The sequence below is a fragment of the Actinophytocola sp. genome (genome assembly GCF_050699935.1).
Lineage (GTDB): Bacteria > Actinomycetota > Actinomycetes > Mycobacteriales > Pseudonocardiaceae > Actinophytocola.
Genome location: NZ_JBOHGB010000067.1, coordinates 21,217 through 36,075, shown reverse-complemented (window position 1 = coordinate 36,075; position 14,859 = coordinate 21,217). Strand labels below are relative to the sequence as shown.

Below are 14,859 nucleotides of genomic sequence, written 5' to 3'. Positions count from 1 at the left end.
GACGCCGACCTCGACCAGGACTTCCGCGCCGAGGTCGAGAACGAGATCCGCAACGAACTCGACGACATCGACCTGTGACCCCAGACCGTACGTGGCCGGAACAACGCACCGCGTTCCGGCCACGTACGTTTCCATCCACATAGGAGTGATCGACATGACGACCATCTCCGCGCTCATCGACTTCCTGATGAGCCTGATGCGCGACGAGGACACCCAGCGGGCCTTCGCGAAGAACCCCGACGGCACCCTGGCCGACAAGGGCCTGCGGGACGTCACCGTCCAGGATGTCCGGGACGCCCGGCTGATCATGGCCGACGACGGCGCCGTGCGACCGCGGCCGGACGGCGCGCACCAGAGCGGTTACCACGACGGCGGTCTGACGGGCGGTGGCGGCGGTCCGGTGCGGGAGATCCTGCACACCACCAACACCTTCGAGATCGACCAGAGCAAGCACATCGACCAGACGATCATCACGTTCGACAACCGCGACACGACGATCATCGACTCGTTCAACTCCGCGGACGAGGTCACCGCGATCCAGGACAACGACACGATCAACACCGAAGTCGACGTCGTGAACGTGGCGGACTCGTTCAACGACGACGACACGGAGCCCGCCGAGGACCAAGAGCCCGTCGGCGGCGAGCCGGTGGTCGACCCCGCCGACGACGTGGTCACCATCCAGCCCGTCGACGACGAGCCGGGCGAGGACGTGCCGATCGAGCCGGAGCCCGGCCTCGACCCCGGCGACGGCACCGGACCGCTCGAGCCCGAGGCCGGCATCCAACCGGTCGAAGACGATCCCGAGCTCGCCGACACCCCGATCGCGTGAGGCGGGCGTCATGGCGGCGAAGGCCGGGCCGGTCGCGGCCGTGGACCTCGCGCTCGGGGCACTCGCGACGTACGAGCGACCCGACCTCGAGGCCCGGCTGCGGCAGGCACGCGAGCGGTTGCTGGCCGACCACGTGCGGGTGCTCGTGGTCGGTGAGTTCAAGAAGGGCAAGAGCATGCTGGTCAACGGGCTCGTGGGGGCGCCCGTGTGCCCCGTCCTCGACGACCTGTCGACCGCGGTGCCCACCGTGGTCCGCTATGCCGAGACGCCGACGGTCACCCTCGTGCGGGTGCTGGACGGCGACATCACCGAACGCGCGACGGTCCCCCTCGACGACATCGCCCGCTACGCGACCGAGCAGGGCAACCCGGGCAACCGGGAGCGGCTGAGCCAGCTGGAGGTCGGGCTGCCGCGCGCCGTGCTCGCCGGCGGGCTGGTCCTCGTCGACACCCCGGGCGTCGGCGGTCTCAACTCCGTGCAGGCCTCGGCGACCGCGGCCACGCTGCCCTCCGCCGACGCCGTGCTGCTCGTGTCCGACGCGTCGCAGGAGTACACCGCACCCGAGCTCGACTTCCTGCGCCAGGCCGTGTCCGTGTGCCCGAACGTGGCGTGCGTGCTGACCAAGACCGACCTGTACCCGCAGTGGCGCGTGATCGCCGAGCTCGACCGCGGACACCTGCGGCGGGCAGGCATCGAGGCGCGGCTGTTCACCGTGTCCTCGACGATGCGCTGGCACGCGCTGCTCGCGGAGGACGACGAGCTGCGCGCGGAGCTGGCCGCCGACTCCGGCTACGCCCCGCTGGTCGGCTACCTGCGCGGGGACGTCGTCGGCCGCGCGGACGAGCTGGCCCGCCGGTCCACCGTGCACGACGTGCTCGCGGTGACCGACCAGGTCGTCGCCGGGCTGCGGACCGAGCGGGCCGCGCAGGAGGACCCGGAGAGCGTCCAGGAGACCATCCGCGAGCTGACCGCGGCCGAGCAGCGGGCCGCCGGCCTGAAGGAGCGGTCCGCGCGCTGGCAGCAGACCCTCAACGACGGCGTCGCCGACCTCAACGCCGACATCGACTACGACCTGCGCGACCGGCTGCGCGAGATCGTCCGCGACGCGGAGGAGGTCATCCAGAACGGCGGCGACCCGACCCGGACGTGGGACCAGTTCACCACGTGGGTCGAGCGGTCCGCGGCGGCCGCCGCGTCGGCCAACTACGTGTGGGCGACCCAGCGCGCGCGGTACCTGGCCCAGCGGGTCGCGGAGCACTTCGACGAGGAGCGCACGCATCTGCTGCCGGCGCTGCGCATCGAGCCGTCGGACGCGATCCGGTCGGTGCGCTCGATGACCGTCAAGGACAACGAGGTGTGGAGCATCGGCCGACGGCTGATGACCGGGATGCGCGGCGGCTACACCGGCCTGCTGATGTTCGGCATGCTCGGCACGTTCGTGGGCTTCTCCCTGCTGAACCCGATCTCGGTCGGCGCCGCGCTGCTGATGGGCCGCAAGACCATCGGCGACGAGCGCAAGCGGATCGTCCAGAAACGGCAGAACGACGCCAAGACCGCGCTGCGCCGCTATGTCGACGACGTGACCTTCCACGTGGGCAAGGACTCCCGCGACATGCTGCGCGGCGTGCAGCGGGTACTGCGTGACCACTTCACCCAGCAGGCCGAGCAGATGAAGCGCTCGCTGCAGGAGTCGCTGAAGGCGGCGGAGACGTCGGTGAAGGCGACGAAGGCCGAGCGGGACGCCCGGCTGGCCGAGATCGGCGCGGAGCTGTCCGGGCTGGAGGCCGTGGCAGCGCGGGTACGCACCCTGCTGCCGCGGGAGAATGCGGGAGCGCTCCCGTGATCCTGTCCCACGCGGTGCGGCAGGTGCTGCACACGGCGCTCGCCGCGTACCACGACCAGCCCCGCGTCGCCGAGCACCTGCGCCACCAGCTGCGGCGGCTGGACGAGCCACTGCGGGTGGCGATCGCCGGCAAGGTCAAGGCGGGCAAGTCGACGCTGCTCAACGCGCTCGTCGGGGAGGCGGTCGCGCCGACCGACGCCGGCGAGTGCACCAAGGTCGTGACCTGGTACCGCAACGGCCCGGCGCCGCGGATCGTCCTGTACCCCAAGGAAGGCGGGCCCGCGGCGCTGCCGGTGGTCCGCCGGGACGGGGCGCTCGAGATCGACCTGGGCGGCACGCCGGCCGAACGGGTGGACCGGCTCGTCGTCGACTGGCCGGCGCAGAGTCTGCGGGCCACCACACTCATCGACACCCCGGGCGTCGCGTCGATCAACGACGGCGTCTCCAAGCGGACCGTGCGGTTCCTGGAGCCGGACGACGACACGCCGACCGAGGCGGACGCGGTGCTCTACCTGATGCGCCACCTGCACGTGGCCGACGCCGAGTTCCTCGAGGCGTTCCGCGACCAGGGCGTGGCGCGGGCGACCGCCGTCAACACCGTCGCGGTGATCTCCCGGGCCGACGAGATCGGGGCCGGCCGGCTGGACGCGATGTTCGCCGCGCGGGCGATCGCGACGCGCTACCGGTCCGAGCCCGCACTGCGCGGCCTGTGCCAGAACGTCGTCGCGGTGGCCGGGTTGCTCGCGCACACCGGCCGTACGCTGCGCCAGGCGGAGTTCGTCGCGCTCGCCGAGCTGGCACGCCTGCCGCGCGCGGAGCTCGACGCCTCGCTGCTGTCCACCGACCGCTTCCTGCGTGCCGACTCGGGACAGAGCCGGCGCGAGCTGGTCCGCCGGTTCGGCCTGTTCGGCATCCGGCTGGCCACCTCGCTGATCCGCCAGGGCTCGACGACCCCGACCGCGGTCGCGGACGAGCTGGTCGCCCGCAGCGGGCTGGGGGAGCTCCAGCGGGTGTTGCAGGTCCAGTTCGGCGAGCGGCGCGACCTGCTCAAGGCCCGCTCGGCGCTGCTGGCACTGGACCGCGTGGTGCGGTCCGACGGCGACGCGCGTGGCCTGGGCCGGGAGATCGAGCGGATCCTCGCCGGCGCGCACGAGTTCGCCGAGCTACGGCTGCTCGGCGCGCTGCGGTCCGGTCTGGTGGAGCTGCCCGGCCCCGTCGCGGAGGAGGCGGAGCGGCTGCTCGGCGGTACCGGCAACGCGCCGCCCGCGCGGCTCGGACTGCCCGAGGACGCGCCGCGCGAGGACGTGCACCGGGCCGCGTTCGACGCGCTGCGGCGCTGGCAGGGTCAGGCGGAGAACCCGATGTTCGGCCGCCGCGCGGCGGACGCGTGCCGGGTCGTGGTCCGGACCTGCGAGGGGATCCTTGCGCCGTCGTGAGCACCTCGCCCGCGCACGACGGCGGCATTCTGGGAGCATGGAGGTCGTGCGCCGCTTCGTCGACCTGAGCCACGCCGTCGAGCACGGCATGACGACCTACCCCGGCCTGCCCGCACCGACGGTCAGCACCTACCACGAGCGGGCCGAGCTCTCCCCCGGCGTGTCGTTCCACATCGGACGGGTCGACCTCGTGGCGAACACCGGCACGTACGTGGACGCGCCCTTCCACTACGACCCCGGTGGCGCCGACGTCGCCGAGCTGCCGCTGGCGCGCCTGGTGGACGTGCCGGCGTTGCGGGTGTCCGCGTACGGCGTGCCGGTGCTCGGGCCCGACGTCCTCGGCGAGCCGGACCGCCTGTGGGGCAAGGCCGTCCTGGTGCACACCGGCTGGTCGCGCCACTGGGGCACCGAGCGGTACCACCACGGCGGCCCGTACCTGACCGCGGAGTCGGCACGGTTCCTGGTCGACGCGAACGTCGCCATCGTCGGGGTGGACGCGCTGAACGTGGACGACGTCGACGACCCGACCCGGCCGGTGCACGACACGTTGCTGCGCAACGGGATCCCGATCATCGAGCACCTGACGAACCTGGCCGCCCTGCCCGACGACGGCTTCCGGCTGACCGCGCTCCCGGCTCCCGTCCGGGGTATGGGCAGCTTCCCGGTCCGCGCGGTCGCCGTCCTGCAGTAGGGCCACCTACCAGTTGACGAGCCCCTCCTGGGCCAGCATCCGGCGCACCACCTTGCCGGTGGCGTTGCGCGGCAGCTGGTCCACGAAGATCACGTCGCGCGGCACCGCGAAGCGCGGCAGGTGGGCGTGCACGTACTCGCGCACCGTCGCCTCGTGCAGCACGGCGCCCGGGCGCACCGCCACGTACGCCGCGAACCGCTGGCCGAACTCCCGGTCCGGCACGCCGACGACTGCCGCGTCGAGCACCTGCGGCATGGTCACCAGCAACTCCTCGACCGGGCGCGGGAAGACGTTCTCGCCACCCGAGATGATCATGTCGTCGTCACGGCCGGACACGAACAGCCGGCCGTCGGCGTCGAGGTAGCCACGGTCACCGGTGACCATCATGTCGTCGTAGACCGCGTTGCTGCCGCCGCCCACATAGCCCTCGAACAGCATGTCGTTGCCCACGCAGATCCGGCCCACCACCCCGGGCGGCACCGGCCGGCCGCGGCCGTCGAGGATCCCGACCCGCGTGCCGATCGGGCACCGGCCGGCCGTGGTCGGCGCGGCCCGCAGGTCGCGCGGGTCGGCGATGCTCGCCCAGGACACCTCGGTCGAGCCGTACAGGTTGTAGAGGACGTCGCCGAACACGTCCATGAACGAGGCGACCAGCCTCGCCGACAGCGGGGCCCCGCTGCTCGCCACCACCCGCAGCGAGGACGTGTCGTAGTTGCGAACCAGCCCGCGGGGGAGATCCATGATGCGCTGCAACATGATCGGAACGACGAACAGCGACGTGACCCGATGCTCCTCGATCAGCCGCAGCGTCTCCTCGGGGTCGAACCGCCGCTGCAACACCAGCTTCGCGTGCAGTGGCATGCCGAGCTGCATCGCCGCGAGCCCCCAGGTGTGGAACAGCGGCGCGGCGATCATCATCCGCTCCCCCGCGTGCAGCGGGATCCGCGAGAGCACGGCCGCCGCGGTGCGCAGCCCGTGCGGGTTGCGCCGCCGCGCGCCCTTGGGCTTGCTGGTCGTTCCGGACGTCAGCACGATGATCTTGCCGCGGGCCGCCGGGGGCTTGAGCTTCGCCGTCGACCCGGACTCGATCAGCGTGTCGAGGCTGGGCACGCCGTCACCCCACGTGCGGATGCAGGGCAGCGCCGGGGGCAGGTACTCGAACAGCGGGAAGAACTCGTCGTCGGCCACGATCACGACCGGCCGGTGAGTGTGCACGGTGTCGGTGACCTGGTCCGCGGACAGTCCGGTGTTCAGCAGGAGGACCGTGGCGCCGAGCTTGCCGCACGCGATCATCGACTCGACGATCGCGCCGTGGTTGCGGCACATCACCGCCATGCGCCGGCCCTGCTTGACCCCGTACTCGTGCAGCGCGTTGGCGAGCCGGTCCGTCCGGGCGTCGACATCGCGGAAGGTCAGGGTGCCGAACTCGTCGGCGATCGCGTCGTCGCGCGGCGCCCGGGCGGTCGCCGCGCCGTACCCGCCGGCGACGGTCGCCCCCCACTTGGCGAGCGCGTTCAGCTGCCGGACCACCCGGTCCGGCCGCCCGGGCGAGATGACACCGGCCTTGGTGAGGATCCGTGCGACGCCCAGCTGGCTCTGGTTGGTCGCGGCCTGGTCGAGCCGGCTGCGCGAGACGGTCAGTGGCCGGCCGGCCAGGTGGTCGTCGACGAGGGAGATCGCCTTGCGGGCCCGCTTGCGCAGCCACGACTCGGGCAGCCGGGAGCCCTTCGGGAGCGAGATCGCGAGCTGTATCTCCGTCCGCCTGCGCGCGAGCGGGGTGAGCCGGATCGACACGTGCCCGCCCGGCCACCGGTCGCTGATCAGCACGAGGTGCTCCGGCGGGCGGTGCACCAGCACGTCCACGTCGTGTCGGGCCACCGGCCCCTGCTCGATGCTGAACCGGACCTCGTACTGGCTACCGACACCCGTCTCGGCGTGGCTGGTCCGCTGCGCCCACGCGATCTCACGGACGAACCGCGGATACGACTCCAGGTCGTTGACGACGCTCCAGAGCCGCTCCCGCGGATGGTCGATGCGCTCGACCACTTCCACCAGGTCTGTCGACACGAAGCCCCTCCGTTCGCAAGGGCGAACGTCTAGAGCTATATTTACTAGCAGCGTGCTCCATTCGGGGCAATACCTTCGTCCCGTTCTATGGGACTTCAAGGCCACTAAACCTTGCGTACCAGGGTTTCGGTGCCCACCGTGGGATCGCTCTCCAGCGGCTCACGGAGCCCGGTCGCGACGAACCCGCTCCGCTCGAACAGCCCTCGCGCGGCGGTGTTGCCATCGGCGACCCGCAGCTCGACCCGCGACCAGCCGTTTTCCCGTGCCCAGGCAAGAACGTCGCGGACGAGCGCGCCGCCGACACCCCGCCCCCGAACCGCGGGCGCCGCCCACATCGCGATCAGCAGCACGGCGTCCGCACCGGGTGGCGTGTACCCGCCGACCGCCCCGACGACGCGGTCGCCGAGGGTCGCGACCGCCGTCATCCCGTTGGCCGGATCGAGCCGCTGCCGCCAGTCGGCCTCGCCGAACCCCTCCTCGCGGGCGAGCGACGAGCCGTACGCATGCGGCGCGTCCGCCAGCGACGCGAGGCGCACCTCGCGCCAGGTCCGCCAGTCGTCCGGGGTCAGCCGGCGCACGGTGATCGTCTCGGTCCCGGTCACGGACCGACGCTAGATCGGCGGCCGGCCGCCGGCAATCGAGTTATCCGGCCGCCTGCGCTACCACGACGGTCGCCTTCGCCGTGGTGGCGACCAGTGGCGGGCTCAGCACGTCCGCGGCGGACGGGCCACGCCCCGGCGCCGCGCGGCACAGCACGCGGGCGGTGAACTCGATGTCACGCGACCTGTTGCCGATCCGTACCAGCGTCGCGGTCACCTCCACGACGTCACCGGCCTGGATCGGGGCGAGGAACTCGACGTTCGAGTACCCGGCCAGCAGGCTCTCGTCGCCGTCTGTGTGGATCGACAGGTCGGTCGCCACGTCACCGAACAGCGCCAGGCCGTAGGCACCGTCGACGAGGTTGCCGCCGTAGTGCGCGTGCGCGTACGGCACGTACCGCCGGTGCGTCACCGAGAACCCCACGGTCATCCCGCCTCCCCGGAATTTGTTCTTTTGGTTACGTTGAGTTGGTGTGGTTCGTTGTCGAGGTACCGGTGGCTGGTTTGCGCCCCGTTCCCCTTAGGCGCGGTTGGCAATTTTCTCCCGTTCCTCTCAGGTGCGGTTGGCGACGCTTGTCTTTGTTTTGCAAGGCGTGGACGACGTAGCTGGCGACCTCGCCGGGTGTGGTGCCCCGGCCGAACACCCGGTCCACGCCGAGCTCGGCCGCCATCATGGGGTCGAACCGGGGGCCGCCGGCGATCAGCACCGGGCGGCGGTCGCCCATCGCCTCGCGGAACGCGGCCGACATCTCCTGCGTGTTCAGGATGTGCGCGTCTCGCTGGGTGACCACCTGGGACACCAGTACCGCGTCGGCCTTCTCCGACCGGGCGCACTTCACGAGCTCGGGCACGGTGACCTGCGCGCCGAGGTTGACCACCCGCAGCTCGCGGTAGTACTCGAGCCCCTTCTCCCCGGCGAAGCCCTTGATGTTGAGGATCGCGTCGATGCCGACGGTGTGCGCGTCGGTGCCGATACAGCCGCCGACCACGACCAGCTTGCGGCGCAACAGTTTCCGCACCGTCGTGTTCACTTCGGACGGTGTGAGCAGCGGGTACTCGCGTGCCACGACGGTGACCGCGTCGAGGTCGACGACGTGCCTGGCCGAGCCGTACACGACGAAGAACGTGAACTCGCCGCCGATGCCGTGCGAGTGCACGACCATCGCCGGGTCGAGCCCCATCTTGCTCGCCAGCTGCAGGGCCGCGCCCTCGGCCTTCGGCCCGGGTGGCACGGGCAGCGTGAACGACACCTGCACCATGCCGTCGCCGGTGGTGTCCCCGTAGGGCCGGACGTGGCTCATTCCGCCTCCCCGCAATTGACTCTTGTGGTCACGTCGTACAGGAACGTTCCTGTTTGGGCGCGTACTTGTGGCCGGCTTGCGTCACGTTCCCCTGAGGTGCCGCTGAGAATGTGGCCGCCTGAGGTGCCGAGAAGGTGTCTCATCTTGTGTCCCTCGACTCGAGCATGTCCGCGGCCGGGTTGACGTAGCCGTCGGCCTTCTCGATCACGCCGTCGGCGCCCTTTCCCGCTTCCGGCGGTCGTTTCATCAACCCGAAGGTGCCGTCGGCGATCGCGTTCAGCAGGCCGTCGCGGACGATGCGGTCCAGCAGGTCGACCGCCTCGCCGAGCACCTGGTGCGCCCGCTTGACGATCAACCCGTCCGGCGCGGGGCGGAAGTCCTCGCGCAGCCCGGCCGCCGCGTTCAGCACGTACTTCACGTTGCGCAGCGCGAGGTCCCGGTCGGACAGGAACGGCGTGACGACCGCCTCGGTCATCATGCCGACGAGCAGGATCGACTGTCCGGTGAGGACACCGGCGAGGTTGAAGAACCCGTCCAGCAGGTAGCCGCCCCAGACGTCGCCGGTCATGTGCTTGGTCGGCGGCATCCACTTCAGCGGGGCGTCCGGGAACAGCTCGCGGGCCAGCAGCGCGTGCGCCAGCTCCAGCCGGAACGACTCTGGCACCGCGGGGTTGATCTCGAACGCGTGGCCGAGTCCGAGCAGCTCGTCGGGCAGCCCGGCCTCGTGCGCGAAGTGCTCGTTGAGCAGCTGCGACACGGTGACCGTGTGCGCGGCGTCCACGGCGTCGGCGGTGGTGAGGTAGTTGTCCTCGCCGGTATTGATCACGATGCCGGCGCGGGCGTGCACCTGGCGGGAGAACCGCTGGTCCACGAACGTGCGGATCGGGTTGATGTCGCGGAAGAGGATGCCGTACATCGAGTCGTTGAGCATCATGTCGAGCCGCTGCAGCCCGCCCAGCACGGCGATCTCCGGCATGCACAGCCCGGACGCGTAGTTCGTCACCCGGATGTAGCGACCGACCTCCTTGGACACCTCGTCCATCGCCGCCCGCATGATGCGGAAGTTCTCACTCGTGGCGTAGGTGCCGGCGAACCCGTGGTGCGTGGCACCTTCCGGCACGTAGTCCAGAAGGGACTGTCCGGTCGAGCGGATCACCGCGATGATGTCCGCTCCCGCGCGGGCGGCGTTCGCGGCCTGCACGACGTCCTCGTCGATGTCCCCGGTCGCCACGATCAGGTAGATCCACGGCCGCTGCGGCGGGTTGCCGAACCGGGCGACGAGCCTGTCGCGCTGGTTCCGGTTGCGGTCGACGGTACGCAGCCCCCTGGCGACCGCGGTACGGCCGGCCCGTGCCGACCGCTCCGCGTCGCGTCCACTGGGGACGGTGTACCGCACCTGGCCGGCGGCCGTCGCCTCGGCCAGCTCGGTCAGGGTCGCGAGCCCGTGCTCGCGCATCGCGTGGAAGGCCGGGACGACGACGCCGTGCTCGAGCCCGCAGTGCTCGCGGACGGTGTCGACCACCCGGTTCACCCACGGCACGTCGCCGGCCCGGTGGGTCGAGTCGGCGCCGGTGATGCCGGCGAGGCGCAGCGTGGCGCGCTCCACGGCGACCGTGGTGTGCGCTCTGGCTATCCCGACCACGGGCTCGGCTGCCCGCGCCGCGAGCTCGCGCGCGGTGGCGACCACGTCGGGATCGAGGTCGAGCAAGGCCATCACGACACCTCCGTGTTCATCGATCACTCCGCTCCTTCGCTCTCGCCGCGGTAGATCGTGTCTCCATCGAGGACGGTGCGCACGCAGGTCTCACCGCGCCACACCGCGAACGTGGCCGGCGCACCGGCCTCCAGCGTCCCGCCGGTCTCGCCGGCCGCGACCCAGCCGCCGGCGGTGTGCGCGGCGAACGCGTCGTCGAACGTGAGCCCCGCGCCGGGTGTGCGGTGCTCCACCGCGGCGCGGACCGTGGCCCACGGGTCGACCGGGGTGATCGGCGCGTCCGAGCCGAACGCGAGCGTGAGCCCGCTCGCGGCGAGCATCGCCAACGGGTTGAGCCCGGCGGCCCGGTCGGCACCGAGCCGCTGGGCGTACATGCCGTCACGGCCGCCCCACTCCGCGTCGAAGCGCGGCTGCACCGACGCGACGACCCGGAACCGGGCGAGCTCCGCGGCCTGCTCCTCGGTGATCATCTCCAGGTGCTCCAGCCGGTGCCGGACCGCGCCGAGCGCCTGCTCCCCCACCACCTTCTCGGCCAGCCGGAAGCCGGCGACCACCGCGCCGACCGCGTCGTCGCCGATCACGTGGAAGCCGGCCTGGACCCCGGCCTCCGAGCACGCGACCAGGTGCTCGGCGATCCGCTCGGCATCGAGGTAGCGGGCACCGGTCGTCTCCGGCGCGTCGGCGTAGGGCTCGCGCAGCGCCGCCGTGCGGGAACCGAGCGCACCGTCGACCAACAGGTCGCCCGCGAGCCCGCGGGCGCCGGGCGGCCGTGCGCCGAACGCGCCCCAGTAGCCGACGACCCGCGGCAGCGGGCCGCTGCGCGCGAGCAACTCGCGGAAGTCCTCCGCGCCGGCGAGGTCCGGACCGCCGCACTCGTGCACGCAGGCCACCCCCATCGACGCCGCGTGCCGCAGGAACGACAGCTGGGCCGCGCGGCGCGCCTCGGCGGTGATCGAGTCGCGAGCGGCGCCACGGACGTGGTGATGCGCATCGCGGGTGAGCGGTCGCTCGTCCGACCAGCCGGCGGCCGTGAGGGTGGCCGGCGCGAGGTCCACGAGGGCGGTCGAGACGAGCGCGGAGTGCGCATCGACCCGGGTCAGGTACACCGGGGTGGCGCCGGCGACCGCGTCCAGCTCGGCACGGGTCGGCGGGCGGTTCTCCGGCCACCGCGTCTCGTCCCAGCCGTGGCCGGTCGCGAGCACGCCCGGCTCGGCTCGAACCCGGTCCCGGACCGCGTCGAGCACGTCGCCGAGTGACCCGGCCCCGGTGAGGTCCAGCCCGGTGCGCAGCAGGCCGGCCGAGGTGGCGTGCACGTGCGCGTCCACGAACGCGGGTGCCACGAGCGCGCCGGCCAACTCGACCGTCGCGGCCGCCGGAGGTGCGTCGGCCGTGGTCCCGACCCAGGTGATCACGCCGTCCTCGACGGCCAGCGCGGTCGCGGCACCACCGAGACCGCCGCCGAGATCGCCGCCGTGGATCCGGCCGCCGGTGTAGAGGGTCGTCATGTGGGAGAAGTCTGCCGTTCCCGCCGCTCGAACAGGTCGCGAACCCCCGGGGTCGAGCGGAGCAGGTCGAGGGCGAACGTCGCGTGCCCGGGGACGTAGCCGTTGCCGATGAGCATCCGGACGTCGGCGGCCAGCCCCTCGGCGCCCAGCGCGGCCGCGGAGAACGAGGTCGCCATCGAGAAGAACACGATGGTGCCGCCGTCCACGGTGGCGAGGATCGCGCCGTGCTCGCAGCCCGGCACGTCCACGCAGACGACCGTGACGTCCGCCCGCGCGCCGACCGCCGCCGCCACCGCGACCGGGTCACGCGCGTCGGCGAGCACGACCTCGTCGGCGAGGCCCGCGGCGCGCACCGCGTCCGCCTCCGCCCGGGTCGGTACGAGCGCGACCAGCCGGCCCGCCCCGGCCCGGCGGGCCGCGGCGAGCGAGAGGCTGCCCGACTTGCCGCCGCCGCCCAGCACCAGCACCGACGGCCCGCCCTGGTCGCCGGTGCCGGCCTCGCGGACCACGCGGTCGGTCAGCGCGGGCGCGCCGCAGACGTCCAGCACGGACAGGGCGAGCTCGTCGGGCAGGTCGTCGGGGAGCACGGCGGCGATCGAGCGTCCGAACAGGACGGCCGTGCCGCGGCACGGAATCTGCTCGCTCGCGCCGCTCCAGCGCGCCAACCCGTCGTCGATCCGGAGTGGAGTGAGCGTGAGCGACACGAGCGTCGCGATCCGGTCGCCGGGCCGCAGGCCCAGCGGCGACTCCGGGCCGACCTCGCGGACCGCGCCGAGCAGCATGCCGCCCGACCCGGTGACCGGGTTGTGCAGCTTCCCGCGCTCCGTGATGATGTCGAGCACCGCGCGCCGGACGGCATCGGGATCGCCGTGCTGCTCCCGTAGCTGGCGGTAGGACGCGGCGTCAAGGTTCAGGACCTCGACGTCCACGAGGACTTCATCGGGCCACGAGCGAGTCTCTGTCGACAGTCGCCAGGCTTGCTGCGGCAGCACCCCGGTCGGCTCGAGCACACGATGTAGACCGTATGCGGAAGTCAACACAACCCTCCGTCAGTAGGATTTGCGCCTAGACTATGTTCTGACAGCATATCTTTACGTCAACAGACCGACGAGGAGAACAGATGACGGCAGCGCGCCGCGTAGTCACAGCCGCCACGACGGTCTCCGAAGCAGTGGACGAGACCTCCCGGCAACCGTACGAGTACGTCAGACGGGAGCTGGTGGAGCCCGACTGGCGACGATTCCCGGGTTGGCGTGACATCACGGATGCCCAATGGCGTGACGCTCAGTGGCAGCGCGTGCACTGCGTGAAGAACATCAAGCAGCTCCGGGCGGTCGTCGGCGACCTGCTGGCCGAGTCGTTCTACCACGACCTGGTCGTCGACCAGGGCGAGCACGCGACGATGTCGATGCTCCTGCCGCCGCAGATGCTGAACACGATGGCGCCGGGCGCGGACCTGGGACAGGACGCGTTCACCAAGGCGTTCCTCGCGGATCCCGTGCGCCGGTACATGATGCCGGTCGCGAGCGACCGCGATCCACAATGGCCGAACCACCCGTACTCGTCGCGGGATTCCTTGCACGAGGCGGAGATGTGGGTCGTCGAGGGGTTGACCCACCGCTACCCCACCAAGGTGCTGGCCGAGCTGCTGTCGACCTGTCCGCAGTACTGCGGACACTGCACCCGGATGGACCTGGTCGGCAACTCGACCCCGCAGGTCGACAAGCACCGGCTGGCGCTCAAGCCGGTGGACCGCCAGGACCAGATGATCGACTACCTCAAGCGCACGCCCGGCGTGCGGGACGTGGTGGTCTCCGGCGGGGACGTCGCGAACGTGCCGTGGCACCAGCTCGAGGCGTTCCTCATGCGCCTGCTCGACATCGACACCGTGCGGGACATCCGCCTGGCCACCAAGGCGCTCGCCGGCCTGCCGCAGCACTGGCTGCAGCCGAAGGTCGTCGAGGGCCTCGAGCGCGTGGCCCGCACCGCGGGCCGGCGCGGCGTCAACCTGGCGATCCACACGCATGTGAACCACGTGCAGTCGGTGACCCCGCTCGTGGCCGAGGCGACCCGGACGGCGCTGGAGATCGGCGTGCGGGACGTGCGCAACCAGGGCGTGCTGATGCGCGGCGTCAACGCCACGCCGGACGACCTGCTCGACCTGTGCTTCGCCCTGCAAGGGGAAGCGAACATCCTGCCGTACTACTTCTACATGTGCGACATGATCCCGGGCGCCGAGCACTGGCGGGTCGCGGTGTGGGAGGCCCAGCAGCTCCAGCACGCGATCATGGGCTACCTGCCCGGCTACGCCACGCCGCGGATCATCTGCGACGTGCCGTATGTCGGGAAACGGTGGGTGCACCAGCTCGCCGAGTACGACACCGAGCGCGGCATCTCGTACTGGACGAAGAACTATCGCACCGGCATCGAGCGCGCCGACCCCGACGCGCTGGGCCGCAAGTACCCCTACTACGACCCGATCGCCACGCTCCCGGAGGCGGGCCAGAAGTGGTGGGCGGACTACGAGTCGGCCGCGGGCGAAGGGACCGACCCGCTCGGCGACGCGGAGTGACCTAGGCGTCCACACGGGACACGTGGAGCGGCGCGCGCCCGGTGTCCGAAGTAGACGAACCGGGGCCGGTCGCGTGGCCACCGGCTCCGGGTGCCGGCGAGGTGGTCCTCGCGGCACGGGGTGCCCGGCGAGCGCCTTGGGCTCGCCGGGCGCCGGGGTACGTCTCTCTCCACCGGCCACACCCTGGGTGATCACGTAAACGCACAGTGAAGTGGCCTTCTTTGGGCCTACCGGGAGCGGGATCGGTCAGGAACACTCTCGCAGGTCGGTCGTCACACAACGCGACCAACTGATGCGAG

12 protein-coding genes are annotated in these 14,859 nt (G+C 71.7%); 5 read left to right on the top strand and 7 right to left on the bottom strand.

Annotated features, from left to right (window positions below):
• Positions 1 to 154: 154 nt before the first annotated feature.
• From ACRDTB_RS21470 to ACRDTB_RS21455, 4 genes are read left to right on the top strand one after another with little or no spacing between them, the layout of a single operon-like run.
• Positions 155 to 832 carry an IniB N-terminal domain-containing protein gene (locus ACRDTB_RS21470; RefSeq protein WP_431432896.1) on the top strand — a complete coding sequence of 226 codons (678 nt, stop codon included), beginning with the start codon at positions 155 to 157 and terminating at the stop codon, positions 830 to 832.
• A gap of 10 nt (positions 833 to 842) precedes the next feature.
• A complete protein-coding gene (locus ACRDTB_RS21465; RefSeq protein ID WP_431432894.1) occupies positions 843 to 2,675 on the top strand; it encodes a dynamin family protein in 1,833 nt (610 codons plus the stop codon).
• Complete coding sequence (locus ACRDTB_RS21460) at positions 2,672 to 4,111, top strand: dynamin family protein (RefSeq protein ID WP_431432892.1); 1,440 nt, start codon at positions 2,672 to 2,674, stop codon at positions 4,109 to 4,111. The genes ACRDTB_RS21465 and ACRDTB_RS21460 overlap by 4 nt, the downstream gene beginning before the upstream one ends.
• 37 nt (positions 4,112 to 4,148) lie before the next feature.
• A complete protein-coding gene (locus ACRDTB_RS21455) occupies positions 4,149 to 4,802 on the top strand; it encodes a cyclase family protein (RefSeq protein WP_431432890.1) in 654 nt (217 codons plus the stop codon).
• 6 nt (positions 4,803 to 4,808) lie between these two features.
• Here the strand turns inward: ACRDTB_RS21455 and ACRDTB_RS21450 are convergent, their stop codons facing one another.
• The 7 genes from ACRDTB_RS21450 to ACRDTB_RS21420 form a co-directional block, all read right to left on the bottom strand.
• Positions 4,809 to 6,869 carry an AMP-binding protein gene (locus ACRDTB_RS21450; RefSeq protein ID WP_431432888.1) on the bottom strand — a complete coding sequence of 687 codons (2,061 nt, stop codon included), beginning with the start codon at positions 6,867 to 6,869 and terminating at the stop codon, positions 4,809 to 4,811.
• Between the two features lie 104 nt (positions 6,870 to 6,973).
• A complete protein-coding gene (locus tag ACRDTB_RS21445) occupies positions 6,974 to 7,471 on the bottom strand; it encodes an N-acetyltransferase family protein (RefSeq protein WP_431432887.1) in 498 nt (165 codons plus the stop codon).
• A gap of 40 nt (positions 7,472 to 7,511) precedes the next feature.
• Positions 7,512 to 7,898 carry a hotdog domain-containing protein gene (locus ACRDTB_RS21440; protein ID WP_431432885.1) on the bottom strand — a complete coding sequence of 129 codons (387 nt, stop codon included), beginning with the start codon at positions 7,896 to 7,898 and terminating at the stop codon, positions 7,512 to 7,514.
• Between the two features lie 28 nt (positions 7,899 to 7,926).
• Positions 7,927 to 8,769 carry an OAM dimerization domain-containing protein gene (locus ACRDTB_RS21435; RefSeq protein ID WP_431432883.1) on the bottom strand — a complete coding sequence of 281 codons (843 nt, stop codon included), beginning with the start codon at positions 8,767 to 8,769 and terminating at the stop codon, positions 7,927 to 7,929.
• 139 nt (positions 8,770 to 8,908) lie between these two features.
• Complete coding sequence (locus ACRDTB_RS21430) at positions 8,909 to 10,483, bottom strand: lysine 5,6-aminomutase subunit alpha (RefSeq protein WP_431432882.1); 1,575 nt, start codon at positions 10,481 to 10,483, stop codon at positions 8,909 to 8,911.
• A 23-nt stretch (positions 10,484 to 10,506) separates the two neighbouring features.
• Positions 10,507 to 11,988 carry an amidohydrolase gene (locus tag ACRDTB_RS21425; RefSeq protein WP_431432880.1) on the bottom strand — a complete coding sequence of 494 codons (1,482 nt, stop codon included), beginning with the start codon at positions 11,986 to 11,988 and terminating at the stop codon, positions 10,507 to 10,509.
• Entirely contained in the window at positions 11,985 to 12,998 is a 1,014-nt protein-coding gene (locus tag ACRDTB_RS21420) for an L-erythro-3,5-diaminohexanoate dehydrogenase (RefSeq protein WP_431432878.1), read from the bottom strand. The genes ACRDTB_RS21425 and ACRDTB_RS21420 overlap by 4 nt, the downstream gene beginning before the upstream one ends.
• A 110-nt stretch (positions 12,999 to 13,108) precedes the next feature.
• On the opposite strand from ACRDTB_RS21420, the gene ACRDTB_RS21415 reads away from it, so the two are divergent.
• Complete coding sequence (locus ACRDTB_RS21415; protein WP_431432876.1) at positions 13,109 to 14,560, top strand: KamA family radical SAM protein; 1,452 nt, start codon at positions 13,109 to 13,111, stop codon at positions 14,558 to 14,560.
• Positions 14,561 to 14,859 lie beyond the last annotated feature (299 nt).

What these genes read in the sequence shown, in the direction of transcription:
- ACRDTB_RS21435 (WP_431432883.1), bottom strand. Translation starts at nt 8,769, where the DNA reads ATGAGCCACGTCCGGCCCTACGGGGACACCACCGGCGACGGCATGGTG.
- ACRDTB_RS21470 (WP_431432896.1), top strand. Translation starts at nt 155, where the DNA reads ATGACGACCATCTCCGCGCTCATCGACTTCCTGATGAGCCTGATGCGC.
- ACRDTB_RS21465 (WP_431432894.1), top strand. Translation starts at nt 843, where the DNA reads ATGGCGGCGAAGGCCGGGCCGGTCGCGGCCGTGGACCTCGCGCTCGGG.
- ACRDTB_RS21455 (WP_431432890.1), top strand. Translation starts at nt 4,149, where the DNA reads ATGGAGGTCGTGCGCCGCTTCGTCGACCTGAGCCACGCCGTCGAGCAC.
- ACRDTB_RS21415 (WP_431432876.1), top strand. Translation starts at nt 13,109, where the DNA reads ATGACGGCAGCGCGCCGCGTAGTCACAGCCGCCACGACGGTCTCCGAA.
- ACRDTB_RS21440 (WP_431432885.1), bottom strand. Translation starts at nt 7,898, where the DNA reads ATGACCGTGGGGTTCTCGGTGACGCACCGGCGGTACGTGCCGTACGCG.
- ACRDTB_RS21425 (WP_431432880.1), bottom strand. Translation starts at nt 11,988, where the DNA reads ATGACGACCCTCTACACCGGCGGCCGGATCCACGGCGGCGATCTCGGC.
- ACRDTB_RS21430 (WP_431432882.1), bottom strand. Translation starts at nt 10,483, where the DNA reads ATGGCCTTGCTCGACCTCGATCCCGACGTGGTCGCCACCGCGCGCGAG.